25 protein-coding genes are annotated in these 26,608 nt (G+C 32.2%); 10 read left to right on the top strand and 15 right to left on the bottom strand.

All coding sequences use genetic code 11. The features are described 5' to 3' along the window. Nucleotides 1-130 precede the first annotated feature (130 nt). From OJ995_RS09800 to OJ995_RS09775, 6 genes are all read right to left on the bottom strand, one after another. Nucleotides 131-388 (bottom strand): DUF6952 family protein, encoded by a 258-nt coding sequence (locus OJ995_RS09800; protein WP_133606430.1) that lies wholly within the window; start codon nt 386-388, stop codon nt 131-133. Between the two features lie 2 nt (nt 389-390). Beyond that, nucleotides 391-699: a thioredoxin family protein gene (locus tag OJ995_RS09795; protein ID WP_264369249.1), complete on the bottom strand. Its 309-nt coding sequence runs from the start codon at nt 697-699 to the stop codon at nt 391-393. 94 nt (nt 700-793) lie between these two features. Then, nucleotides 794-1,429 (bottom strand): peroxiredoxin, encoded by a 636-nt coding sequence (locus OJ995_RS09790; RefSeq protein ID WP_264369248.1) that lies wholly within the window; start codon nt 1,427-1,429, stop codon nt 794-796. 196 nt (nt 1,430-1,625) lie between these two features. After that, entirely contained in the window at nt 1,626-3,812 is a 2,187-nt protein-coding gene (gene katG / locus OJ995_RS09785; protein ID WP_264369247.1) for a catalase/peroxidase HPI, read from the bottom strand. Nucleotides 3,813-3,950: 138 nt separating this feature from the next. Further along, nucleotides 3,951-5,420, bottom strand: a complete 1,470-nt coding sequence (gene nhaC / locus OJ995_RS09780) for a Na+/H+ antiporter NhaC (protein ID WP_264369246.1) — start codon at nt 5,418-5,420, stop codon at nt 3,951-3,953. A gap of 113 nt (nt 5,421-5,533) precedes the next feature. After that, the gene (locus tag OJ995_RS09775; RefSeq protein ID WP_264369245.1) at nt 5,534-6,736 is read right to left on the bottom strand and encodes an aminotransferase class I/II-fold pyridoxal phosphate-dependent enzyme; all 1,203 of its coding nucleotides are present in this window, start codon (nt 6,734-6,736) and stop codon (nt 5,534-5,536) included. 181 nt (nt 6,737-6,917) lie between these two features. Here OJ995_RS09775 and OJ995_RS09770 point away from each other — a divergent pair, with 181 nt between their 5' ends. The 3 genes from OJ995_RS09770 to OJ995_RS09760 all read left to right on the top strand — a co-directional run bounded on the left by OJ995_RS09770 (nt 6,918) and on the right by OJ995_RS09760 (nt 9,365). After that, nucleotides 6,918-7,370 carry an Lrp/AsnC family transcriptional regulator gene (locus OJ995_RS09770; protein WP_133606442.1) on the top strand — a complete coding sequence of 151 codons (453 nt, stop codon included), beginning with the start codon at nt 6,918-6,920 and terminating at the stop codon, nt 7,368-7,370. Between the two features lie 103 nt (nt 7,371-7,473). Beyond that, nucleotides 7,474-8,877 (top strand): dihydrolipoyl dehydrogenase, encoded by a 1,404-nt coding sequence (gene lpdA, locus OJ995_RS09765; protein WP_264369244.1) that lies wholly within the window; start codon nt 7,474-7,476, stop codon nt 8,875-8,877. 23 nt (nt 8,878-8,900) lie between these two features. Next, the gene (locus tag OJ995_RS09760) at nt 8,901-9,365 is read left to right on the top strand and encodes a PEGA domain-containing protein (RefSeq protein WP_264369243.1); all 465 of its coding nucleotides are present in this window, start codon (nt 8,901-8,903) and stop codon (nt 9,363-9,365) included. Nucleotides 9,366-9,433: 68 nt separating this feature from the next. Here OJ995_RS09760 and OJ995_RS09755 read toward each other — a convergent pair whose 3' ends face one another. After that, complete coding sequence (locus OJ995_RS09755; protein WP_264369242.1) at nt 9,434-10,324, bottom strand: DUF4349 domain-containing protein; 891 nt, start codon at nt 10,322-10,324, stop codon at nt 9,434-9,436. A gap of 183 nt (nt 10,325-10,507) precedes the next feature. Between OJ995_RS09755 and OJ995_RS09750 the strand changes: the two genes are divergently transcribed. The 5 genes from OJ995_RS09750 (at nt 10,508) to OJ995_RS09730 (ending at nt 17,663) form a co-directional block, all read left to right on the top strand. Continuing rightward, on the top strand, nt 10,508-11,794 hold the full coding sequence (locus OJ995_RS09750; RefSeq protein WP_264369241.1) for an anthranilate synthase component I family protein: 1,287 nt from the start codon (nt 10,508-10,510) through the stop codon (nt 11,792-11,794). A 7-nt stretch (nt 11,795-11,801) separates the two neighbouring features. Further along, entirely contained in the window at nt 11,802-12,698 is an 897-nt protein-coding gene (locus tag OJ995_RS09745) for a DUF6503 family protein (protein WP_264369240.1), read from the top strand. A 16-nt stretch (nt 12,699-12,714) separates the two neighbouring features. Next, nucleotides 12,715-14,022 (top strand): tRNA lysidine(34) synthetase TilS, encoded by a 1,308-nt coding sequence (gene tilS / locus OJ995_RS09740; RefSeq protein WP_264369239.1) that lies wholly within the window; start codon nt 12,715-12,717, stop codon nt 14,020-14,022. Then, nucleotides 14,019-16,043: a protein-disulfide reductase DsbD family protein gene (locus tag OJ995_RS09735; protein WP_264369238.1), complete on the top strand. Its 2,025-nt coding sequence runs from the start codon at nt 14,019-14,021 to the stop codon at nt 16,041-16,043. Before tilS ends, OJ995_RS09735 begins: the two co-directional genes overlap by 4 nt. A gap of 84 nt (nt 16,044-16,127) precedes the next feature. Next, on the top strand, nt 16,128-17,663 hold the full coding sequence (locus OJ995_RS09730) for a YifB family Mg chelatase-like AAA ATPase (protein ID WP_264369237.1): 1,536 nt from the start codon (nt 16,128-16,130) through the stop codon (nt 17,661-17,663). A 54-nt stretch (nt 17,664-17,717) separates the two neighbouring features. Here the strand turns inward: OJ995_RS09730 and OJ995_RS09725 are convergent, their stop codons facing one another. The 8 genes from OJ995_RS09725 to panB all read right to left on the bottom strand — a co-directional run bounded on the left by OJ995_RS09725 (nt 17,718) and on the right by panB (nt 24,737). Continuing rightward, nucleotides 17,718-18,134, bottom strand: coding sequence for a DUF2452 domain-containing protein (locus tag OJ995_RS09725; RefSeq protein ID WP_133606462.1), 417 nt, complete (start codon nt 18,132-18,134; stop codon nt 17,718-17,720). A gap of 2 nt (nt 18,135-18,136) precedes the next feature. After that, complete coding sequence (locus OJ995_RS09720; protein WP_133606464.1) at nt 18,137-18,427, bottom strand: TIGR03643 family protein; 291 nt, start codon at nt 18,425-18,427, stop codon at nt 18,137-18,139. A gap of 73 nt (nt 18,428-18,500) precedes the next feature. Further along, nucleotides 18,501-18,908 carry an SET domain-containing protein-lysine N-methyltransferase gene (locus OJ995_RS09715; RefSeq protein WP_264369236.1) on the bottom strand — a complete coding sequence of 136 codons (408 nt, stop codon included), beginning with the start codon at nt 18,906-18,908 and terminating at the stop codon, nt 18,501-18,503. Between the two features lie 5 nt (nt 18,909-18,913). After that, on the bottom strand, nt 18,914-19,771 hold the full coding sequence (gene ypfJ, locus OJ995_RS09710) for a KPN_02809 family neutral zinc metallopeptidase (RefSeq protein WP_264369235.1): 858 nt from the start codon (nt 19,769-19,771) through the stop codon (nt 18,914-18,916). A 21-nt stretch (nt 19,772-19,792) separates the two neighbouring features. Then, on the bottom strand, nt 19,793-21,148 hold the full coding sequence (locus OJ995_RS09705) for a hypothetical protein (RefSeq protein WP_264369234.1): 1,356 nt from the start codon (nt 21,146-21,148) through the stop codon (nt 19,793-19,795). 6 nt (nt 21,149-21,154) lie between these two features. Further along, the gene (locus tag OJ995_RS09700; RefSeq protein WP_264369233.1) at nt 21,155-23,158 is read right to left on the bottom strand and encodes a PAS domain S-box protein; all 2,004 of its coding nucleotides are present in this window, start codon (nt 23,156-23,158) and stop codon (nt 21,155-21,157) included. Nucleotides 23,159-23,217: 59 nt separating this feature from the next. Further along, entirely contained in the window at nt 23,218-23,916 is a 699-nt protein-coding gene (locus tag OJ995_RS09695; protein ID WP_264369232.1) for an RluA family pseudouridine synthase, read from the bottom strand. A gap of 2 nt (nt 23,917-23,918) precedes the next feature. Beyond that, nucleotides 23,919-24,737, bottom strand: a complete 819-nt coding sequence (gene panB, locus OJ995_RS09690) for a 3-methyl-2-oxobutanoate hydroxymethyltransferase (RefSeq protein WP_133606475.1) — start codon at nt 24,735-24,737, stop codon at nt 23,919-23,921. 131 nt (nt 24,738-24,868) lie between these two features. Between panB and nhaD the strand changes: the two genes are divergently transcribed. Together nhaD and OJ995_RS09680 are read left to right on the top strand one after the other, a co-directional pair. Beyond that, entirely contained in the window at nt 24,869-26,155 is a 1,287-nt protein-coding gene (nhaD, locus tag OJ995_RS09685; RefSeq protein WP_264369231.1) for a sodium:proton antiporter NhaD, read from the top strand. A gap of 15 nt (nt 26,156-26,170) precedes the next feature. Further along, nucleotides 26,171-26,605, top strand: coding sequence for a nuclear transport factor 2 family protein (locus tag OJ995_RS09680; protein ID WP_264369230.1), 435 nt, complete (start codon nt 26,171-26,173; stop codon nt 26,603-26,605). Nucleotides 26,606-26,608 lie beyond the last annotated feature (3 nt).

Raw genomic sequence — 26,608 nt, 5'->3', positions numbered from 1 at the left:
ATGTGCAATATATAAATAAATTGTTAAATTGCTATGAATGCATATAATTTTTGTGTGATTTAGTTGTTTAAAAGAAAAAAGCTCTATGTTTATCACATAAAGCTTAATAATATAATGTTATTGAAATGTATTATTTGTCTATCGAACCTAAAACACGCTTCATAAAATCGTTTAAAGCTGTTTTTTTGTCAGCACCATTTTTGATGGCTTGATGTACTTCAAGGGCTCCGTACATATTTGAAATTAGTTCAGCAATTACATCTAATTCTTCGTCCTTTAGAGACGAAACTTCACAAAGATTTTCTAAAACTTCGATAGTTTCTACTAAATAATCCTGATCGTTATCTTCAATAAATTGAGTTAACTGTTTTATAACTGGTAATTTCATAATTAAATTACTTCAGCAACTAATTCCGCTAAAACTTCAGCTTTATTAGTTTGCGTTTGATTTACTAATACGCCATTTTTGAAAGTAGCAAACGTAGGTAAATTATCCACTTTTGCTAATTTTCTTGATTCCGGAAATTTTTCTGCATCTACCATTACAAAAGGAATAGCCTCGTTTTGAGTAGCCATCATTTTGAATTTTGGTTTCATGATACGACAATTTCCACACCAAGTAGCTGAGTATTGAACTACAACTGTTTCGTTTGACGCAACAATTTCTGATAAATTATCTTGTTCTATTTCTGTAAACATAGTTTATAAATTTCAATTACAAGGGCAAGAACAAGTTCAAAATTAATACTTGTGAAAATTTGAACTTGAACTTGAACTTGAATTTGTTATTGAATTAGTGAGAAGCTAAATAAGCAGCAGTACTGTTTCTATCAGCACTCATTGCTTCTTTTCCTTCTTCCCAGTTAGCTGGACAAACTTCACCTTTAGTTTGAACGTGAGTGTAAGCATCAATTAATCTTAAGTACTCGTTTACGTTTCTACCTAATGGCATATCGTTAACGCTTTCGTGGAATACTTTTCCATCTTCGTCAATTAAGTATGTAGCTCTGAATGTAACGTTTGAACCTTCTAAAATTTCATCATTCAAATCTTCGTTATATACCCATTCTGCATCTAAAATATCTAAAGCTGCAGCTAAGTTTCTAGTTGTATCTGCTAAAAGTGGGTAAGTTACACCTTCGATTCCACCGTTATCTTTTGCTGTATTTAACCACGCAAAGTGCACTTCGTTAGTATCACATGAAGCACCAATTACTGTAGTGTTTCTTTTTTCAAATTCTTGTAATGCTGCTTGAAAAGCATGTAATTCTGTTGGACATACGAAAGTAAAATCTTTTGGATACCAAAATAAAACTACTTTTTTCTTGTTGTTAACCGCTTCTTCTAAAATGTTAATTCTTAAATTATCTCCCATAAAAGAGATTGCATCAACTGTAATGTTTGGGAATTTTTTTCCAACTAAAGCCATGATTTTGTATTTAAAATTAGTATTATTTTTCTGAGTGCGAAATTACAAATAGAATGACTAAAAAAACATAATATTTATTATATTTTTAGATTTGATAATAGATAAAAGTTATGGAAGATTTTTCTATCAAAACTTGAAGTAATAAAATAAAAAAACCACCTGAAATTAGGTGGTTTTAGTGAGTTCTATATTGAAATTATTTCAAATCAAATCGGTCTAAGTTCATAACTTTATTCCAAGTATTGATAAAATCTTTGACAAATTTTTCTTTATTGTCATCTTGAGCATACACTTCAGCATAAGCTCTTAAAACAGAATTAGAACCAAAAATTAAATCTACTCGTGTAGCAGTCCATTTCGTTGCCCCTGATTTTTTATCTACGATATTGTATAAGTTTTCGCCAGCAGGTTTCCAGCTATAACTCATGTCGGTTAGATTTACAAAGAAGTCATTGGTAAGAACGCCTTCGTTGTTAGTGAAAACACCGTGTTTAGTTCCGCCGAAGTTAGTGCCAAGAACACGCATTCCTCCAATTAAAACAGTCATTTCAGATGCCGTTAATCCAAGAAGTTGTGCTTTGTCTAGCATTAATTCTTCTGGTTGAACTACATATTTAGCTTTCATAAAGTTTCTAAAAGCATCATTTGTAGGTTCTAAAACTTCGAATGATTCTACATCCGTCATTTCTTGTGAAGCGTCACCTCTTCCAGCATTAAATGGAACTTTTACATTGAATCCGCCTTCTTGAGCCGCTTTTTCTATTGCAGCGCTTCCACCTAAAACAATTAAATCTGCAATACTTACTTTTTTACTTAAACCAGCTTGAATTTCGACTAATTTATTCAAAACTTTTTGTAATCTTTCAGGTTCGTTGGCTACCCAACTTCTTTGAGGTTGTAGGCGGATTCTTGCGCCATTTGCACCACCTCTAAAATCAGAACCTCTAAATGTTCTTGCACTATCCCAAGCGGTGTTGATTAATTCAGCTCTTGTTAATCCGCTGTTTAATAATTTCACTTTTAAATCTTCAATTTCAGCATCAGACAATGTGTAATCTACTTTAGGGATTGGGTCTTGCCAAATTAAATCTTCTGCAGGAACATCAGCTCCCAAATAGCGTTCTTTTGGACCTAAATCTCTGTGCGTTAATTTGAACCATGCTCTTGCAAAAACTTCAGAGAAATAAGCTTGGTCATTATGAAATTTTTCAGAAATTTTTCTATACTCAGGATCTATTTTTAATGCCATATCAGCATCAGTCATAATAGGATTTCTTCTTACAGATGGATTATGAGCATCGACAGGTTTGTCTTCTTCTTTCATGTTTATAGGTTCCCATTGACTTGCTCCAGCTGGACTTTTCTTTAATTCCCAATCGTGGTTTAATAATAAAGTAAAGTATTCATTATCCCAACGTGTAGGATGTGTTGTCCAAGCACCTTCTAATCCACTTGTTACTGTATCAGCTCCATTTCCGTTTCCTTTAGGGTTTATCCAACCAAATCCTTGATTTTCGATTGCGCCTGCTTCTGGCTCAGGACCTAATTTAGATGCATCGCCATTTCCGTGTGCTTTTCCAACTGTGTGTCCACCTGCAGTTAAGGCAACTGTTTCTTCATCGTTCATTGCCATTCTTTGAAACGTAACTCTCATATCACGAGCAGTTTTTAATGGGTCAGATTGTCCGTCAACTCCTTCAGGGTTTACATAAATTAATCCCATCATTACGGCTGCCAATGGATTTTCTAAATCTCTTTCTCCTGAATAACGACTTCCTTCACCACCAGATTTTTGTAACCATTCTTTTTCGGCACCCCAATACACATCTTTTTCTGGATGCCAAATGTCTTCACGACCACCAGCAAATCCGAAAGTTTTTAATCCCATCGATTCGTATGCCATATTTCCGGCTAAAATCATTAAATCTGCCCAAGAAATTTTATTTCCATATTTCTTTTTGATTGGCCATAATAATCTTCTGGCTTTGTCTAAATTTCCATTATCTGGCCAACTATTTAAAGGTGCAAAACGAATGTTTCCTGTTCCTGCACCTCCACGACCATCTGAAATCCTATATGTTCCTGCAGAATGCCAAGCCATACGAATCATTAAACCTCCGTAATGTCCCCAATCGGCTGGCCACCAATCTTGACTATTGGTCATAAAGTTCTTTAGATCACTTTTTAAAGCTTCTAAATCTAATTTTTTAAATTCTTCAGCATAATTAAAATCTTCCCCTAAAGGATTGGTTTTGGTATCGTGCTGATGAAGAATATCTAAGTTGAGTGATTTAGGCCACCAATCTTGATTCTTTACACCATCACTTAATCCTTTTTGATTTTGGTGAAATGGGCATTTGCTGATGTCATTAGAGTTTTCCATATTCAATAATTTTAATTTATAATTGTAAGTGTTTGTTTTTTAGATTTCTACACTTGCTAATTTACAAATAAAAAAACCATCACCTTGTTAAAGTAATGGTTAAATTTTATTTAAGTATAAATTAAAATTATAGCAAATCTATTCTTTGATAGTATTAACTAATTGTTTAATTTTAATATTGAAAGCAGCAAAAATTAAAGTCATGAAAGGACTCAAAATGTTGAAGAAAGCATAAGGTAAATAATCAAGTGTTGAAACACCAAGAGTTCCTGCTTGATATGCTCCACAAGTATTCCAAGGTACCAATACTGAAGTTACAGTTCCAGTATCTTCTAGTGTTCTACTTAAGTTTTCAGGTGCTAATCCTTTATCTTTATAAGCTTTTGCAAACATTTTTCCAGGAACTACAATTGCTAAATATTGATCAGAAGCTGTAATGTTTAATGCTAAACAACTTCCAACAGTTGAAGCGAATAAACCAAAAGTTGTATGTGCTAACTTTAATAAGGATTCACTAATTTTTGATAAGGCTCCAATAGCGTCCATAATACCACCAAATACCATAGCGCATAGGATTAACCAAATAGTAGGTAGCATTTTTGCCATTCCGCCAGAAGTAAACAAATCAGTTAAAGTTTTATTTTCTGTTGGTACTATAACTTCAGTTGTAATGGCTTGCATAACCCCTTTATATGCCGATTTGAAAGTCAAGCTATCTGCGTTTGTGATTTGAGTTACAATTTCTGGTTGAAAAATAATGGCAAAAACGCCAGCTAATAAAGTTCCCACTAAAAGCGCAACTAAAGGCTCTGTTTTTTTAACAATTAATCCGATAACGATTATAGGTACTAAAAATAATATTGGAGTCACATTAAAACTCGTTGTTATTGAATTTAATAAATCATTAGTGTTAGCGTCTCCAGTTACATCTACAGAAAGACCTAAAAAAATGAACAATAATAAAGTAATAATATAAGTAGGAATAGTAGTCAATGTCATGTATTTAATATGCGTAAACAAATCGGTTCCGGCCATTGCAGGAGCAAGGTTAGTAGTATCTGACATAGGTGATAATTTGTCACCAAAATAGGCTCCGGAAATTACAGCTCCCGCAACCATTCCTAGATCGAATCCTAGAGCTCCACCAATTCCTATCAAAGCAATACCTACAGTTGCTGATGTTGTCCATGAGCTTCCAGTTGCAATAGAAATTACCGAACAAATAATCAATGTAGCAGGTAAAAAGATAGCAGGACTTAATATTTGTAATCCATAGTAAATCATAGATGGAATAATTCCACTTACCATCCAGGTTCCAGCAAGAGCACCCACCATCAATAAAATTAAAATAGCGCTTGCAGTAGATTTAATATTGTTTGCAACTTCATCTAACATTTTATGAAAAGGTACCTTAGTAAAATATCCCATAATAGCAGCAATTGCACCTCCCAATAGTAAAATAAATTGATTGCTTCCACCTAATGCATTATCATCTGGTCCATTATAGGCAAAAAGTACATTGTAAGCGAGCATTCCAATTAGAGCAAAAACGGGAATTAATGCTTCCCAAAGTTTTAACTCTCTGTTTTTTATAATTTTAGTATCCATTTAGTTTTGTTTGAGGTTGCAATATAGAAAAAGGAAAGTATATCGCAAAGTTTCGGTAAAATAAAAATCCAGCTGATGTTTCAACTGGATTTTTAAAATATTGATAATTAGAATTATAAAACACCTAATTCTACCATACATTGTCTCATCATTTGATACGTTCTTTCAATATCGTTATCTAAACCAATTGAAAAACGAATTAGACCATCAGTTAAGCCCATTTCTGCTTGTTCTTCTAACGGTATTTCTGATGATGTTGAAGTTCCAGGAGCACTGAATAACGTTTTGTAAAATCCTAAACTTACAGCTAAGTAACCTAAGTTTCTTTCTTGCATTAATTCCATTAATGCATTGGCTTTGTCTAAACTTCCTACGTCGATTGTCATCATTCCTCCAAAACCATATTCTGGATTAATCATGCTTTTGTAAATTTCATGGCTTGGGTGACTTGCTAAACCTGGATAAACAGTTTTGATTCCGTCAGCTTCAAATTTGTTTGCCAAATACATTGCATTGTGGCTGTGTTGTTTCATTCTGATATGTAATGTTCTCATGTTTTTCATCACAGAAGCCGAACGTAAACTATCCATTGTTGGACCTAAAAGCATACTTGCTCCGTCGTTTACATTTTTTAAACTGTTGATGAATTCCTGAGAAGCACATGTTACACCACCAACCGTATCGCTACTTCCGTTGATGTATTTCGTTAATGAATGAATTACGATATCAGCACCTAATTTAGCAGGAGCTACAGATAAAGGAGAAAACGTATTGTCAACTACTAATTTGATGTTGTGCTTTTTAGCAATTTTAGCCAATGAAGCAATATCAGCAACTTCTAATAAAGGATTACTTACGGTTTCGCAGTATAAAACTTTTGTGTTTGGTGTAATAGCAGCTTCAACTACATCTAATTTGGTAATATCAACAAATGTAGTTTTGATGCCCATTCTTGGAACGAAATTCTTTAAAAAGGCATAAGTTCCTCCGTAAATAGTTCTACTTGAAACGATATGATCGCCATTTCCACATAATTGCAAAAGAGTAGGAGTGATAGCACCCATTCCAGAAGCTGAAACATTTGCTGATTCTGTTCCTTCCATAGCAGCCAAAGCTTTATCTAAGTATAAATTACTTGGAGATGAATGACGTGAATATAAATAACAACCTTCTGCATTACCTTCGAAAGTATCGAACATGGTTTTTGCAGAAAGAAAAGTATAAGTTGAACTGTCTGAAATTGATGGATTTACACCACCAAATTCACCAAAATATTGTAAATCTTGAATACGGTCAGCTGGATTGAAATTTTCCATATTTTTAATGTTTAGTTGTTTATTTTAAATCAAAAATAGAAATATGTAAATTATTATTCAATAGTAATGATTTAAATTGGTTTTTTATTCTATTTTTGTTTTAATTTATAGTTTTTAATTCTATTTTTTATTCGATTTCATTACATTTGCCGATAACAATAAACAACAACACAACTAATCAATGGACGCAATCGACAAAAAACTTCTTGGATTACTTCAAGAAGACACAAAAAAAACTACAAAAGAACTTTCAATGGTTCTGAATCTTTCAGTAACCGCGGTTTATGAAAGAATTAAAAAACTAGAGCGTGAAGGCGTAATTAGCAAATATGTTGCTATTCTAGATCGAAATAAGGTAGAAAAAGCTTTCGTGGTATTTTGCCACATCAAATTAATCCAACATACCAAAGATTTTGTTACCACTTTTGAAAGTGAAGTAGTAAAATTAAATGAAGTTTTAGAATGTTTTCACGTTAGTGGCGATTATGATTACATTTTAAAAGTACATGTTAAAGATATGGATGAGTTTCGTGAATTTATGGTTACTAAACTTACTGGATTAAAACATATTGGAAGTACTCATAGTTCATTTATGATTGGAGAAGTTAAAAATACGACTGCTTTTACTTTGTAAGAAACACCTATAATAATTTACCAAAAAAGTAACAAATAATTAATTCAAAAAGCGTTACTTTTGTATCCGAATTTAAGTCAAACAACAAACTTTATATAAAATCATGAGTCAATTTGATGTAACCATTATAGGTTCTGGACCTGGAGGATATGTTTCAGCTATCCGTTGTGCCCAATTAGGTTTTAAAACTGCTATTATTGAAAAATATTCAACTCTTGGAGGAACTTGTTTAAACGTGGGATGTATTCCATCGAAAGCGTTATTAGCATCTTCTCATCATTATGAAGAGTTACAACACTTTGCTGACCACGGAATTGAAGTTTCGGGTGATGTAAAAGTAAATCTTGAAAAAATGATTGCTCGTAAACAAGCAGTTGTGGATCAAACTTCGGGTGGTGTAAAATTCTTAATGGATAAAAACAACATCACCGTTTTTAATGGAGTAGGTTCGTTTGAAAGCGCTACTTCTGTAAAAGTGACTAAAGAAGATGGTTCTTCAGAAATCATCGAATCAAAAAATATTATTATCGCTACAGGTTCTAAACCTTCAAGCTTACCATTTATCAAATTAGATAAAGATAGAATCATCACTTCTACTGAAGCTTTGAAACTGAAAGAAGTTCCAAAACACCTAGTAATTATTGGTGGTGGTGTTATCGGAATCGAATTAGGACAAGTATATTTACGTTTAGGAGCACAAGTTTCTGTAGTAGAGTTCATGGATAGAATTATTCCAGGAATGGACGCTGCTTTATCAAAAGAATTGACTAAAGTGTTGAAAAAACAAGGAATGAAATTCTACACGTCTCACAAAGTTCAATCGGTAGAAAGAGCTGGAGATGTTGTAACGGTAAAAGCAGAAAATGCTAAAGGAGAAATCATCACATTAGAAGGTGATTATTCATTAGTTTCTGTAGGTCGTCGTCCTTACACAGATGGTTTAAATGCAGAAAAAGCAGGAGTAAAAGTTACAGAAAGAGGTCAAATCGAAGTAAACGATCATCTACAAACTTCGGCTTCAAATGTTTATGCAATTGGGGATGTGGTTCGAGGAGCCATGTTAGCGCACAAAGCGGAAGAAGAAGGTGTAATGGTTGCTGAAATTTTAGCGGGACAAAAACCTCACATCGATTATAATTTAATTCCTGGTGTAGTGTACACTTGGCCAGAAGTTGCGGCTGTTGGAAAAACAGAAGAGCAATTAAAAGCGGAAGGTGTAGCTTACAAAGCAGGAAGTTTCCCATTCAAAGCCTTAGGAAGAGCTAGAGCTGGTGGAGACACTGACGGATTTGTAAAAATCTTAGCCGATGCCAAAACAGATGAAGTTTTAGGAGTTCACATGATTGGAGCAAGATGTGCTGATTTAATTGCAGAAGCAGTTACAGCAATGGAATTCAGAGCAAGTGCAGAAGATATTTCAAGAATGTCTCACGCACACCCAACATTTGCAGAAGCTATCAAAGAAGCAGCATTAGCAGCTACAGATAACAGAGCATTACACGTGTAATTAATTATTATTTATATTTTTTTATGAAGAAAACATTTTTTATTTCCGCCTTAGCAATTTCATTATTATTACCAAGTTGTGCATCAATTGTATCAGGTAGTCAACAAAAAATTGAATTTAATTCAACTCCAGCTGGCGCAATTGTATGGGTTGATGGTGCTAATTTGGGAGTAACTCCAGTTACAACTAAATTAGAAAGAATTAAAAAAAATCAAAAAGTTAAAATTGAATTGCAAGGATACAAGCCTTATGAAATGACTTTAACTAGAAAAACCAATGGATGGGTTTGGGGTAATATAGTTTTTGGTGGTATTATAGGTTTAATTATTGATGCTAGTTCTGGTGCAATGTATAGATTAACTCCTGAACAAGTTAATGCTCAATTAGCAAATGGTGTTGTAATGAATAAGAAAAACGACACTTATATTGGAGTTGTTTTAGTAGCCGATGAAAATTGGGAAAAAATAGGTAATATAGAATTGAAATAGTTTATAAATCAATTATAAAAAAATCCCAAATTTCTTAATTGAAATTTGGGATTTTTAATTTGGTTGAGTTATTTCAAAAACTTCTTATATCCCAAAAATCCTAAAAACCCAATTAACATAAACGGCCATAGCACTACAACAAACGAAATAATATGTTCCAACATAAACCAACCTGTTTTTACACTGTCCCAAATTTGAAATCCAATATTTGGTCGGTATGCGTTGATGCTTTTTTCATTAGCCACCATTTCTTGTTTGATGCTTTCGTCTTGGTAAATATTTAGCGTTAACGTACTAAAGTTGACTTGGTCTTGAAGTGATAAATTCTGCAATTTTGAAGCATCATTTTGCTCTTTTTTCGCATCTAAGGTTGCTTCGGCATCAACAACTTGATTAAGTTTTTTACCTTTCGAATCAATTGCATTTGCTAAACGTTTTTCAGATGAATTACTTCTTTTTTGCGCTAGTTCATTCGATAACATTTGTAAGGAAACATCATCTGCTTTAATGATTCGATAATCTAAAAAGTGAATTTGTTTCGCAATGGTTTTAATCACTGTATCCATTTTCGTATTCGGGACACGAATCGTGATGTTGTTATCCACTTTATATTTTGTACTCACTAAAGTACTATCCTGACTCACTTTGGTTCGGTCTTCGCTGTGAATGTTGCTTTGAAGATGGGTATACGTTACAAATCCACCAAATTTCGTTGTCGCATCTTCAATGGCATAAGTCGATTTGGCGACATTCTTGACTTTAAATTTTACATCGGCAGTTCTCACAAATTTCCGATTACTGTTTTTGTTTTCAACGGCGGCTGAGGAAGAAATAACTCTTGTGCTATCGGTTGCAGCTTCTTCCATGTAAGTGGCGTTTTCTTTTGAAGCTGATTCTTTACAAGATAAGACTAAGCCAAGTGCTAGCAAAGTCAATACGATTTTGGTGTTTTTGTTCATAAAAATTCATTTTAAGTTATTGATTAATTGTTTTTAATACGAGTAGTTATAGAATCAATAGAAATGAATTTTTAATTGGTTAGTTTGTATAGGCAAGAATAAAAATCGTGCCAAATTTTAACATTTGAACCATTTTCCAACAACTATTTTTTTGTTGTACTTTTACGAAGTAAATTTTCCAATTTGAGAACAGTAATTACAAAAGATATTTCGCATTTTTCCGACTTTAAAAACCAACTTTTGCATTGGGCCAACCAACACAGAGAAGTTGTTTATTTAGATTCGAATCAGTATCATCAAAAGTATTCGAGTTATGATGCGGTTTTGGCGGTGGATGCTTTTACCTCAATTAAAACAGATTACGAAAATGCGTTTCAAGATTTGTATCAGTACCAAAGTCAAACGAAAGATTGGTTGTTTGGTTACTTATCCTACGATTTAAAAAACGATACCGAAGATTTACATTCCAATAATTTTGATGGATTAGCATTTCCAGACTTGTTTTTCTTCCAACCTAAAAAGTTGTTTTTAATCAAAGAAAATCAAGTTGAAATCCAATATTTACGAATGTGCGATGACGAAATAGAAGCTGATTTCAATACTATTATTTCAACAGAACTTTGCGACTTTGCGACTTTGCGAGAAATTACAATAAATCAGAGAATCACAAAAGAAAATTACCTTTCCAAAGTTTCAAAAATGCTCGAACACATTCATCGTGGCGACATTTACGAAGCGAATTTTTGTATGGAATTTTATGCCGAAAATACTCAAATTGAACCTTTGGAAATTTATCAAAAGTTGAATACTATTTCTGAACCACCATTTGCGGTGTATTTCAAAAATAATTTTCAATATTTACTTTCAGCTTCACCTGAACGTTATTTGCGAAAAGAAGGTTTAAAAGTCATTTCCCAACCCATAAAAGGAACAGCCAGAAGAAGTTTCGATTTAGAACAAGACGAACAATTAAAATCAGATTTAATTAAAAACGAAAAAGAGCGTTCAGAAAACATCATGATTGTCGATTTAGTCCGAAACGATTTATCGCACACGGCTACAAAAGGAAGTGTTCAAGTGGAAGAATTGTGTCAGATTTATACGTTTAAGCAAGTCCACCAAATGATTTCTACGATCGTTTCCGAAGTAGAGAATACGACTTCACCAATTGAAATTCTGAGAACCACTTTTCCTATGGGAAGCATGACTGGCGCACCAAAGATTTCGGCTATGCAAATCATTGAAGCATTAGAAGAAACCAAACGCGGATTATACAGTGGAGCAATAGGCTATTTTACTCCAAATGGAGATTTCGATTTTAATGTGGTGATTCGAAGTATTTTGTATAATTCACAAAATCAATATTTATCATTTTCTGTCGGAAGTGCTATTACTTCTCAAGCCATTCCAGAAATGGAGTATGAAGAATGTTTGTTAAAGGCAAAAGCAATGTTTGAGGTTTTAAAATAAAATAGTTATGAAAAAAATATTCTTTGTTTTAATTGTTGTTACCATTTTATTTTCATGTAAATCTTCTGTTTCAGAAGTAAATCATATAATTGATAAAGAATTCGAGATTTATAAAGTTGCCAATTCAAAAGCTACTTTGGTATTGTTTCCTTGTTTTCCTTGTGATATTGAAAACACAAAAAATGAATTTCCAATCATGGAAGAAGCCAATAAGAAAGGCGTTTCTGTTATTTTAATGAATTATAATTTTAAACTTTATTTGAAAGATAGCGAATTACAAAATTTGTCCAAACACTTTAATTCAATTTTTAAAAACAATAAATTAAGTACTGATAATGTTTATATTGGTGGATTTTCAGGTGGCGGAAATGTAACTTTGTTACTAAGTAATTATTTGATTAAAGAACAAAATTCAATTCAACCAAAAGGAGTTTTTATTGTTGATTCACCTGTTGATTTATTGGGTTTGTATAAAGTTGCTGAAAAGAATATTATTTCAAATTTTTCTAGTGAATCTGTTCAGGAAGCAAATTGGATAATTGATACATTTAATTCAGAGTTTGGTAATCCAAAAGATTCCATTTCATTATATAAAAAGTTTTCGCCTTACACTCTAGAAACCAATACTATTTCTAATTTAGAAAATCTTAAAAAATTAAAAATCAGACTATACACGGAACCTGATTTTGATTGGTGGTTACAAAATCGGAAAAACCAAAAAGATGAGATTAATTCTTATTTTATTGAACAACTTTATAATGATTTAAAAATTAAAGGTTTTCAAAAAATCGAATTAATTAATACAAAAAACAAAGGCTATAGAGCTGATGGCACAAGACATCCACATTCTTGGGCTATTGTAGATAAAGAGAATTTACTCAATTGGGTATTAGAGAAAAATTAATTCCTTATTTTTGGTCATGCTAACAAAATTTCAGAATCATATCGAACAAAATTTTCTCCAACTGAAAGACAAGAAATTGCTCTTAGCAGTTAGTGGAGGCGTTGATAGTATGGTTTTGTTGAATTTGTTTTATAAGTTGAGGTTTGATATTTGCATAGTGCATTGCAATTTCCAACTGCGTGGAAAAGAGAGTGATGCAGATGAAATGTTGGTTAGGGAAATATGTCAAGACAGCTATATTCCTTATTTTATTGAATCGTTTGATACACTCGAATTTGCTAATGAAAATAAACTTTCCATTCAATTAGCCGCTCGAAAGTTGCGTTACGATTGGTTTCAAGAATTACTTTCACTTGGATTTGATTATGTTTTAACTGCGCATCATTTGGATGACAATGTAGAAACGTTTTTAATCAATTTTACTAGAGGAACTGGCTTAGAAGGTTTAACGGGAATTCCAGCTCAAAATGGAAACATTATTCGTCCGTTGTTGCCGTTTTCAAGAGAAGAAATTGAAAATTATGCATTAGAAAATAAAATCCAATGGCGAGAAGATTCGAGTAATGCTTCAGACAAGTATTTTAGAAATAAATTACGTCACAATATTGTTCCCACTTTAAAAGAATTGAATACAGGATTTTTAGATTCGTTTCAAAACACCTTAAATCATTTGCAACAAGTAGAATCTTTGGTTAACGATGCTTCAAAATTGGTTTTTGAAAAAGTAGTTGAAGAGAAGGAAAATCAATTAGAAATACATCTAAAACCGTTGATTGAATTCCAAAATTACAAAGCGTATTTGTACCAATGGCTTAAAAATTACGGATTTTCAGCTTGGAATGATATTTATGATTTGGTCGAAGCACAATCAGGAAAACAAGTTTTTTCAGAAACGCATATTTTATTGAAAGATCGAGAGAAATTAATCCTTTCGGAAAGAAATGAAATAAATAAATCGGAAGTTTTCATCATTGAATCGATAGAAAGTAAAGTTAATATTCCCTTAAAACTTAGGTTTTGTAAAGCAGTTAACATTTTTGAAACAGTTTCCAATTGTATATTTGTAGATGAAAGTAAGATCAAATTTCCATTAACGATTCGAAAATGGCAAGAAGGAGATTATTTTTATCCATCAGGAATGAACGGAAAAAAGAAATTGAGTAAGTATTTCAAAGACGAAAAATATTCGCTTTTAGATAAAGAAAATCAATGGTTATTATGTTCGGAAGACCAAATTATTTGGGTAATCGGGAAAAGAGCAGATAATCGATTTATAAATAAAGAAACAACACAAAATAGTATAAAAATCGTATTAGAAGAATGAGAAAATATTTCGCCTTAATCGCCTTAATTTTTGGATTTTTTGGAAATGCACAAATTTTAAATCCGGTACAATGGAAAACCAAAGTAGTTCAAAAATCGGCTACCGAATTTGAATTGGTTATGGATGCTACTATCGAAAACGAGTGGCACATGTATTCGCAATTTACTCCAGAAAACGGCCCACTTCCAACGGTTTTTGATTATAAAAACACAAAAGGAAATTATTCATTAGTTGGGAAAACTAAAGAGAGTGCCTACAAAAAAGTGTATAATGATATTTTTGAGGTAGACGAATATTACTTTGCTAAAACGGCTCAGTTTAAACAGATAATCAAAGTTACTAATACGAAACTAAAAGAAGTTAAAGTATATGTGGAATACCAAGTTTGTAAAGAACAATGTATTCAACAAGATGCTACTTTTACTTTTAAATTGCCTGAGATTAAACCAACTGATGCAGAAGTTTTACCTGTTTCTGATGAAAATACAATTGATTCGACTTCTCAGAATGGAAACATAGTTACTGATGTAACTAAAGAAGTAAAGACAGAACCTGTAGCTGATCAATCAGAAAATGCTACTCCAAAAGAGGAAAAGAAAAGCTTGTGGGGAATTTTTATTTTGGCCTTTTTAGGCGGGTTTGCAGCTTTACTTACGCCTTGCGTATTTCCAATGATTCCAATGACAGTAAGTTTCTTTACTAAACAAAGTAAAACCAAAGCGGCTGGAATACGAAATGCTTTTATTTACGGGATTTCTATCATTATTATTTACGTTGGTTTAGGTATGCTTATAACAGCACTTTTTGGAATAGATTCTCTAAATGCATTGTCAACAAATGTTTGGTTTAACCTAATATTTTTTGTAATTCTTATTGTTTTTGCAGCGTCATTTTTGGGCGCATTTGAAATCGTTTTACCAAATTCATTTTTAAATAAAATTGACAAACAAGCCGATAGAGGTGGAATCATCGGAATCTTCTTTATGGCATTGGCTTTAGCTGTTGTTTCGTTTTCATGTACGGGACCTATTGTAGGTTCTTTATTAGGTGAATCAGCAAGACAAGGAGGAATAGGACCAATAGTTGGGATGTTAGGATTTTCTTCTGCCATTGCATTGCCTTTTATGTTGTTTGCCATGTTTCCAGGCTGGATGAATTCGTTACCAAAATCAGGTGGATGGTTAAATACTGTTAAAGTGTCATTAGGATTCTTAGAATTAGCTTTTGCTTTCAAATTTTTATCTAATGCCGATTTAGTTTTACAAACGCATTTATTAGAAAGAGAAGTCTTTTTAGCTATTTGGATTGCAGTTTTTGGAGCTTGGGCATTATATCTTTTTGGAAAATTAATCTTGCCTCACGATAGTCCAATGACACATATCTCGGTAGGAAGATTATTCATAGCTTTATTTGTTACTACATTCACTATTTACTTAATTCCCGGTTTATGGGGAGCGCCACTAAAAATATTGAGTGGTTTCACTCCACCTATGACTTATAGCGAAAGTCCATATGGAGTTGGTTATCAAAATACAGTTAGTTCTGGAGTTTCATCTGAATCTGCTTTACCAGAAAATGCGCATATTGGACCATTAGGAATAACAGCATTTCATGATTATGAAGAAGGCTTAGCGTATGCAAAAAAAGTAAATAAACCTGTTTTATTAGATTTCACAGGACATGCATGTGCCAATTGTAGAAAAATGGAAGAAAATGTGTGGTCTGATGCTGAAATTTTAAAGATTTTAAAAAATGAAATTGTATTGATTTCGTTATATGGTGATGACCAACGTGAATTACCAAAAGAAGAACAATACATTTCAAAATCAGGAAGTGAAGTGACTACTATTGGAAAAAAATGGAGAGAATATCAAATAGAACGATACAATATTAATGCTCAACCTTATTATGTAGTTTTAGATGCTGAAGGTAAAGATATTTCGAAGCCAGTTGGTTATACACCAGATGTTGAAGAATATAAAACTTGGTTAAAAGAAGGTATTTCAAAATTCAAAAAATAAATTAAATCCCGAGCAATCGGGATTTTTTATTTCAAAAACTTTTCTATATTTGCATCTATATAAGCCATTTAAATAGTATAAGCCATGTTAGTAAAAGTATTCGGAAGCGCCGTTTTTGGCGTTGAAGCGACTACCATTACGGTAGAAGTAAACATCGACAAAGGAATAGGATATCACTTAGTAGGTTTGCCTGATTCCGCTATAAAAGAGAGTAGTTATCGTATAGCTGCCGCACTAAAAAACAACGGGTATCAACTTCCCGGAAAAAAAATCACTATCAACATGGCTCCGGCCGATTTACGTAAAGAAGGTTCTGCCTATGACCTTACTTTGGCTATTGGTATTTTAGCCGCTTCTTCCCAAATTAAATCAGAAGATATCCACAATTACGTCATTATGGGTGAATTATCGCTCGATGGTGGATTACAACCCATAAAAGGAGCTTTATCAATTGCAATTAAAGCCAAAGAAGAAGGTTTTAAAGGTTTGATTTTACCCTTTCAAAATGTAAAAGAAGCTGCAATTGTTGACGGTCTTGATGTTTATGGTGTTGAAAATGTATTACAAGTCATTAATTTCTTTGAAGGAAAATCAGATTTGATTCCCACTACAATAGATACTAAAGAAGAATTCAATAAAACATTAGATTTTCCAGAACACGATTTTAGTGATGTCAAAGGACAAGAAGGAATTAAACGCTGTATGGAAATTGCCGCAGCTGGCGGACATAATATAATTTTAATTGGTCCTCCAGGTTCAGGAAAAACAATGTTAGCCAAACGTTTGCCTAGTATTTTGCCACCAATGACGATGCGAGAAGCTTTAGAAACCACCAAAATCCATTCAGTAGCCGGAAAGACTAAAGATGTTGGTTTGATGGCACAACGTCCTTTTAGAAGTCCGCATCATACTGCGAGTTCGGTTTCATTAGTTGGTGGCGGGAGTTATCCACAACCAGGCGAAATTTCTTTAGCACATAACGGTGTTTTATTTTTAGATGAATTGCCCGAATTTAAACGAGAAGTTTTAGAAGTAATGCGTCAGCCATTAGAAGATAGGGAAGTTACAATTTCTAGAGCGAAATTTACGATTACGTATCCATCGTCATTTATGTTAGTGGCGAGTATGAATCCGAGTCCAGGAGGTTATTTTAATGATCCGAATGCGCCTGTGAGTTCTTCACCAATGGAAATGCAAAGGTATTTGAGTAAAATTTCGGGACCTTTATTGGATAGGATTGATATTCATATTGAAGTAACACCTGTTCCATTTGAAAAATTAACGGAAACTCGAAAAGCAGAAAGTAGCGTATCTATTAGAGAACGAGTAACCAAAGCTAGAGAAATACAATCACAGCGATTTGAAAACTATGAATTTATTCATTACAATGCGCAAATGAGTAGTAAACTAATTCGTGAATTTTGTGCTTTAGATGAGGTTTCGTTGCAACTACTAAAAACAGCAATGGAACGATTAAATTTGTCCGCTAGAGCGTATGATAGAATTCTAAAAGTTTCAAGAACTATTGCTGATTTAGAGAATTCTGAGTCTATTCAATCGCATCATATTGCAGAAGCAATTCAATATAGAAGTTTGGATAGGGAAGGGTGGTTAGGCTAGTTTGAGGTTTTAATTATTGAATTCTTCTAGACGTAATTAGAAGAATTCAATAATTTAAAAAGTATCTTGTTTGGAATCGATATGAATCCATTTTTTGTTGCTATTCAGTTTAAAGGAACCAATGTGTTCTTTATTCCAGAAATCTGGGTGAATTAAAGAAAGAAAATTGGAACCGTCTTTTGCCAAATACAAATGATACGTTTCGCCAATTATGGGTTCAAATGAATATTTAGCATTGTATAAAATTTCATTCCATTCATATTCTTGCATTAATTTTTCATATTCGGCTTTAAGTTCATTAAACTTACTTTCGAATTCTCTATTAACATTACGAATACCAATATTTTTCCAATCAACAACGTTATCCATTTTAATTGCTGGCGCACCAACACTTGTAGGATAAGCGAGTACATTTGCATTGTATCCATTTTCTTCAGAAAAAACTACATTATCAGGAATTTTGCTTTTCATTTTTATCTTTTAGAAATTTTATTGTTAGTTATAGCTCTTTGAAGTTTGCACTTGAATCTATCAATGCCTTCAACTCGCTTAGCTAAATGTTTTGTTTTGCAATTTTCAACTCTTTTTCTCCATAGTTTATAACTACTGAATTTGAGTTCTTTTTTCATTAACGCTTTTACATCAGCCTCATTTAAAGAAAACTGAAATTTTATTGCATCAAATGGTGTTCTGTCTTCCCAAGCCATTTCAATAATTCTATCAATTTCAATATCAGTGAAGTCTTTTTTGCACGAAACATTCATTTTGTTTAAAATTTAATTAAAAAAGTTAAACAAAATTACAAAAAAAAATAGTTTAAAAGGGAATAGATTTGAATTATTTATGTTTTTTCCAATATTTTACACCATAGCTACAAAAAATCTCTTGTTGGGATTTGATTTTCTTTGTAGCTACGATGCAAACATTATCATCATCGTCTAATGTGATTTTGGAATTATTTTTAAATTCTAATTTAGAGAAAGCTTCGGCATCATTAGCATATTTAGCAAAACAATCTACATTCATAGAATCCAATATGGAACCGTCTAACATGTTAATGAAATAGCGGTCTTTACCTTCTGAAACTCTTTTTTGAGCTTCATTATCGGTTAAAATTTCTCCTTTAAAAATGGAAATAATTTCATTAGGATAAATGTCAATTGCTGTAAATAAACCTTTTCCAGCATTTGTTATTTGAGAATCTTGAATATATAAATAATCAGATTCTGGTGCTTCAATTTTCAAAATAGTTATAGTTCTTCAGCAAAAGTATCGCCTAATCGGATATCACCAGATTTAAAACCTTTCATAAACCATTTCATGCGTTGCTCAGATGAACCATGTGTAAAAGAATCAGGAACAACATGCCCTTGCATTTTGCTTTGAATGGCATCGTCACCTACAGCATGTGCAGCACTTAACGCTTCTTCAATGTCACCTTCTTCTAAATATTTTTGGTTGTAATGTGCCCATAATCCGCCATAAAAATCGGCCTGTAATTCTAAACAAACAGATAATTTATTAGCTTCGGCTTCACTTTTAGATTGTTGTAATTGTCTCACTTTTCCTGAAGTTCCAAGAATTGTTTGAACGTGGTGACCCACTTCGTGTGCCACGACATAAGCTATAGCAAAATCGCCACCTTTAGCTCCAAAACGGGTACGCAGTTCTTCAAAAAAGGCTAAATCCATGTACACTTTTTTATCACCAGGGCAATAAAATGGTCCAGAAGCCGAACTTGCGCCTCCACTGGCTGTTTCCACTGAACCTGTAAACAATACCATTTTTGGTTGTTCGTAAGTTCCTAAATTGTTATCTTCAAATATTTTGGTCCAAATATCTTCTGTGTCAGCAAAAACGGTTGAAACGAATTCGCCCATTTCTTTTTCTTCAGGAGTAAGTTCTCTTTGTTCAGTTGGAGTCGAGGTTTGCCCTTGATTTATTTGCTCCAACATAGGGGTAAGCATTTTTGCATTTTCTCCACCAAAAACATTTAAAAGAAGAATAACTATTCCAATTAATCCTCCTCCTACAATTGCCTTTCCACCGCCCGACATTCCTCTTCTGTCTTCTACGTTGTCACTTTGACGTCTACCTTTCCATTTCATATGAAAAACTTTTAAAAATTATTAAAACCCAAAACGAACTCCTAAATATAAATCGGCTTGTTTTCCGCTATCGGCTAAAGCTGTAAATACACTGTTTGATCCTATAAAAAATCCTGATAATCTAAATCCAATACCACTAGTAAATCCTGAAATTTCATTTGCTGCAAGTGGTGCATAAGCTTCAAACCATTTTGTTGTAAATCTAGGAATTAAAGTATAGGAATTTTGAGTGGTAATAAAATCACTTTTACTATCGTCGCTTACTTTTTGATTGATGCTTCCAGTTACAAACCATTTTTTGGTTAATCTAACATCGGCATAAGCGTTAATTACTGTAGGTAATTTTACTGTGTAATCTGCTGTGCTTGATGTTGATTGAAAATAAGCAGCGTTTGCTGGGTCATTTAAGATAGCTTCAATTTCAGTTAAACTTTCAACATTTTCAAATTGATTCAAATCTAAACTTTCTAAGTTATCAACGTTTAAAATGTAGTTTTTACTTAAATTATTATCTGATTTAAAAGTCATTGATCCAATGTTTTTCACAGAAAGCCCAGCATTTAATCGGTAACTATTGGCGTCATTTTCGTCTTTCCATCTATAGTTAAAGGCTATGTCAGCAGCAAAACCATTGATTCCTTGAGAGAAAAATTCATTGTAGTTTCCTTGGTCATTATAATTGTTTGCTAAAACTCCAGCATAAGCAATATTGACATTAGCGGAAGCATTTACTAAAGAAATATCTCCAAAATTGTTTACGATTGTACCATTTAGGTTTGTTGCAGAAAAGTTGGCATAAGCACCAGGGAATAATAAACGTAAATTGGTACCAACACTTATTTTATGTTTAGGTAAATCAATTAAATTTCTAGCAATTGTAAAATCTAGCTCACCCCAAGTGGTAGCGTTTAAACGTTGGTTATCGTTTGATGAAATAACAGTTTGAGAAAAAATATTACTTAATTCACCATTTTGAATAGCATCGCCCAATTTAGAGTCCAAATTAATAACATTAGCTTTAATATTGGCAACTGAAGTAATTCCAAATCCCCATTTTTGGTATTTAAAAGCAAATGAGGGACCAAGTATCTGAGTATCTAATCTTAGGTTAACAACATCATTTCCTTCAAAAATTTTATCTTCTAAATTATTTCCGCTAACTAAATCACTAAATGTAAGTTTGTTATTAGCCATTCCTATTGAAAAATTGAATGCGTTAACTTCATATTTAGTACTCATGTTTACTAATTCAGCAGCATTATTTGTTGCATTTAATAAACCTCCTCTTTTAGAAGTTGAAATTCCACTAAAATGTTCTTGAGAAAATAAAGAATTGGTAATCAAGCTGATAGTAAGAATGAATTTAATAATTTTCATGTAATTTTAAATGTATTTATTAATTATGGTTTTTAATTCTAGTAATTTAAATGGTTTCGAAATATAATCATCCATACCATATTCGATGCATTTTTCTTTTTCACCAATCATTATTCCAGCTGTGAGTGCAATAATAGGCAAATTTTTTAATTTGTTGTTTTTTCTTATTTCAATTGTTGTTTCATAACCATTTTTTATTGGCATTTGAATATCTAAAAGGATTAAATCAACAGTATTCTCTTCTAATAATTCAATTGCTTTTTGACCGTTTTCGGCTTCAAAAACAGAGCTATTTGGTAGAATAGATTGCACCATTTTTTTACAAAGTAACATATTAATCATATTATCTTCTACGATTAATATTTTTAATTTTTGAGAGAATTTATTGGTTTCAAAATTTGTGATTTGATTGAAATTATGAGAATCGTTAATTTCGTTTTGAGATGATTTTGCTATTTTAAATGTAATGGTAAAATTAAAATTACTTCCTTCGCTATAAACGCTATTTACTTCAATTTTACTATTACACTTTTCAAGTATTTTATTTGAAATGGATAATCCTAATCCTGTACCACCAAATTTTTTATTTGTTGAGACATCTTCTTGTACAAATGATTGAAATATTTTATTTAGATTTTCTTTTTTTATTCCGATTCCGGTATCAATTACAGAAAATTGTATCGTTGAAAATTGATTTTTAATTTTTTTAATTTCTTTAATTTGTAATACGACTTCGCCAAAATTAGTAAACTTCACTGCATTTCCTATTAAATTTACTAACACTTGTTTTAGTCGAACTATATCTGCGAATATATATGTTGGAAGTTGAGAATCAATAATAACATGTATATCGATTTTTTTATTTATCGAATGTGGTTTGAATAATTCGATGACTTGATTTGCGAGAATTCTGATGTCTACAGGTTCTAAAAATAATTCAAATTTTCCAGATTCAATTTTTGAAAAATCTAAAATATCGGTAATAATATCCAACAACAAATTAGCTGACTGATTGATATTATTCATGTAGACTTTCTGATTTGAATCAAGTTTGGTTTTAAGTAACAAATCTGAAAATCCAATGATGCCATTTAAAGGAGTTCGTATTTCATGACTCATATTGGCCAGAAAATCTGTTTTTGCCTGACTAGCTGTTTCTGCATATTCTTTGGCTTTTATAGCTTGGTCGTGTTCTTTTTGTGTTGTTATATCCTTTGCAATTCCTCGGAGTTTAATCACTTCTCCTTCATCATTTAAAATGGGTTCTCCATAACCTAAAATCCATTTTACTCGACCATCTTCAAAATAAATTGGATGTTCAATTTCATAATTAGTTTTATTAATAATGGTATTATTGTGAATTTTATTTTCAAGGTTTTGTTTATCTTCATCTTTAAAACGGCTTAAATATTTTTCATAAAGATTTCGAGTTTCTTTTTCTATTTCGAAAATCTTATAAAGTTCATCAGACCAATATAAATCATTAGTTTTTAAGTCAAATTCCCAACTTCCAATTCCTGCCATTTTTTGAGATTCGTTCAGCAATTTTTCACTCAAGATTAATTTTTCTTGAGTAGTTATAATCTCAGTAACATCTCTTGCTACAGCAAAAATTATTTTAGTTTTTGTATTAATTGTTGAAATCCATTGCAGCCAAATACAACTTCCATCTTTCTTCTGGTAGCGATTTTTGAAATTAAAAGTGTTAATTCCATCATTGAGATTTTCTAATTCAGACAAGGTCTTCGTAACATCATCTGGATGAACAAAATTGATAAATTGTTCTGATATAAGTTCAGTTTCTGAATAACCTAATGTATTTGTGAATGCTTTGTTTATTTTTAAAAAATAGCCGTCAAGATTGGCTATACAAATTAAATCAGTTGTTTCATTGAAGAAATATTCAAAATTTTCGTGTAACGCATCTCTATTTTTATAGTATGCTAATTCCGCTTCAAGTGATTTGATTTTTTGTTGCGCATCGAGATGTGAATTTGAAAAATCATTCATTGCTTTGGTATTAGTTGCAATAAATTTAGTAAAATTTAATTAAAAACTTAAAAATTTTCTTAATTTATTAAATTCCAAACAATATTATTAGGAGTTTGCGCGATAAAAGACATGGTTTCTTTAGTAACAGGATGGTTTAAAATTAATTTTCTTGCATGTAAATGTATACCGCCATCTGGATTACTTCTGTCAAAACCATATTTCAAATCGCCTTTAATTGGGCAACCTATTGCTTGTAATTGCGCTCTAATTTGATGATGTCTTCCCGTATGTAAATCAATTTCAAGTGCGTAATAATTATCTAATTTTTTAATGATTTGATAGCTTAAACTTGCTTGTTTACTTTCAGGCACTTCTTTTAAATGTGCTTTTGAGGTATTGTTTTTAGTATTTCGTTTTAAAAAGTGTACTAAAGTATCTTTTTCTTTTGGAGGACAATTTTTCACTACTGCCCAATACGTTTTTTGCGTTTCTCTGTTTTTAAAAGTTTCGTTTAAACGCGTTAGTGCTTTTGACGTTTTTGCAAAAACAACAATTCCAGTCGTAGGTCTGTCTAAGCGATGCACAACACCTAAAAAAACATCTCCAGGTTTATTGTATTTTTCTTTGATGTATTCTTTTACCACATCCGAAAGTGGTTTATCGCCTGTTTTATCTCCTTGAACAATATCGCCTACACGCTTATTGATGACAATAATATGATTGTCTTCGTGAAGAATTTGAAGATTATTTTTTGTTGAAATTTCTTTAGTAGACACAATTAATATTGTTCGTTTGCATTTGGGAAATCCTGAGATTTCACATCGGTAACATATTGCCCAATGGCTTTTGTCATTTGATCGTATAAATCTAAATAACGGCGTAAGAATCTTGGACTAAATTCGTTATTCATACCTAACATATCGTGGATTACCAATACTTGTCCGTCAACGCCGCCACCAGCACCAATTCCGATTACTGGAATCGAGATACTTTTAGCTACTTTTTCTGCCAACGCAGCAGGAATTTTTTCTAAAACTAAGGCAAAGCAACCTAATTTTTCAAGCATTTTAGCATCTTCCAATAATTTTTCAGCCTCAGCATCTTCTTTGGCTCTAACGGTATAAGTTCCGAATTTATAAATAGACTGCGGTGTTAAACCCAAATGTCCCATAACGGGAATTCCAGCATTTAATATTTTTTTGATAGAATCTTTTATTTCGCTTCCACCTTCTAATTTTACTGCATGTCCGCCACTTTCTTTCATTATTCTGATGGATGAACGTAACGCTTCTTTAGAATCAGATTGGTAACTTCCGAAAGGTAAATCAACCACAACTAAAGCTCTTTCACAAGCTCTAACGACACTTGATGCGTGATATATCATTTGGTCTAATGTAATAGGAAGTGTAGTTTCATGTCCAGCCATAACATTACTTGCAGAATCGCCAACTAAAATAACATCAACACCAGCAGAATCTACAATTTTAGCCATTGTAAAATCGTATGCAGTTAACATGGAGATTTTTTCTCCATTTTCTTTCATTTCAATTAGTGTTTTTGTTGTGATTCTTTTATAATCTTTCTTCGCTACTGACATGTTTTTATAGTATTTGAAAGACAAAGGTAGTAAATGTTACATTCTTTTTACGGCACTTGAAAAATATTTCTCAAATATTAAATTTATGTTAAATTATTGCTGTATTTTAGTGCCGTTTTAAAAATAGAAAAATGATATCAATATTACTTTTTGTTGCTATTCTAGGTTATTTATCAGTTATTTTAGAGTCTCCTATACGAATAAATAAGACAATTACTGCATTACTTACTGGAACCATTTGTTGGGTGGTTATCGCTATATTTAGCCACGATGATCAGCATTTGGTTACGGAAAAATTAATGGAATATTTTGGTGAGATTTCAGGCTTACTAATTTTCTTAATGGGCGCTATGACTATTGTTGAATTGATTGATATTCATAAAGGTTTTACCGTAATTACTAGTAGAATTAGAACTACATCTGTTTTAAAATTACTTTGGATAGTTGCTTTTATAACTTTTATTCTATCGGCTTTATTAGACAATTTAGCTACAGCAATCATTATGGTTACGCTTTTAAGAAAATTAATGCCAAAAGGAGAAATCAGAATGATATTGACAGGAATTGTAGTAATTGCTGCAAATGCTGGAGGAGCTTTCAGTCCGATTGGGGATGTTACCACAACTTTGTTATGGATTGGCGGACAAGTAAGTTCTTTTGGAATTGTGAAAGCGTTATTTTTACCTTCAGTTATGGTATTATTAGTTCCTACAATTATTGCAAGTTTCAGAATGCGAGGGTTTGCGGTTTTAAGAGCTCAAGTTTCAATGGCTCAAGTGCGCCAGGAAGAAAAAATGAAAGGAAGTATGAGTGTTTTTATTGCGGGTGTTGTAGGTTTAGTTATGGTACCTGTTATTAAAACTTTAACAGGATTACCACCCTTTATTGGTGTTTTGATTTCGTTGTCAATGGTTTCATTAGTTTCGATAGTATATCATAGAAAAAAATCTCAAGAAGAAAAAGATAGTTTTTCAGTAGCACATGCATTAACAAAGGTAGATATCAGCTCTATTTTATATTTCATGGGGATTTTATTAATGGTATTTGCATTACAAGAAGTGGGCGTTTTAAAAGAAATGGCTAATATTTTAATAACAAATCTTCCTAATACTGATTCCATGATTGTTGCAATTGGGGTTCTATCATCAATTGTAGATAACGGAAGTTTAGTAGCTGCTACACAAGGAATGTTCTCATTAGCGGATTATCCTATGGATCATTCTTTATGGGAATTTATTGCTCTATGTGCTGGAACTGGAGGAAGTATGTTAGTTATTGGTTCAGCTGCTGGTATTGCTGTGATGGAGAAAGAAAAAATTACCTTTATGTGGTATTTAAAAAAAATAACTCCATTAGCTGTAGCAGGTTACATTGCCGGAATTGTAACATATTTAGTTCAAGTGCTACTAATGCACTAACCAAATAATTTCGCAATGAAAAAACTACTTATTATCACAACTTTTTTAGTATCAAACTTGTTTTTTGCTCAAGAAAAGACGCCTAAAGCAATTGTAGAAGATTTTTTTATTGCATTTCATGCAAAAGATACTGTTGCTTTAAGAGAATTGTGTCATCCAGAAATTGTATTGCGAACAGTTGCTAATACCAAAGAAGGAAACAAACTGAAAGATGAAAAATTTGATGAGTTTTTAAATTCAATAGCTACTATTCCTGCCAATCTTAAAATCTTTGAAAAGCTAATAGACTACAAAGTAGAAATCGATGGAAACTTAGCGCATGTTTGGACACCGTATGAATTTTATGTAAACGATAAGTTAAGTCACATTGGTGCAAATGCTTTTACCTTGTATAACGACAACGGAAAATGGCAAATTATCCATTTGATTGACACTAGAAGAAAGAAATAAATG

The organism is Flavobacterium lacisediminis (genome assembly GCF_025909975.1).
In the GTDB taxonomy this organism is placed as follows: domain Bacteria; phylum Bacteroidota; class Bacteroidia; order Flavobacteriales; family Flavobacteriaceae; genus Flavobacterium; species Flavobacterium lacisediminis.
This window is presented reverse-complemented; position numbering and strand designations above follow the sequence as displayed.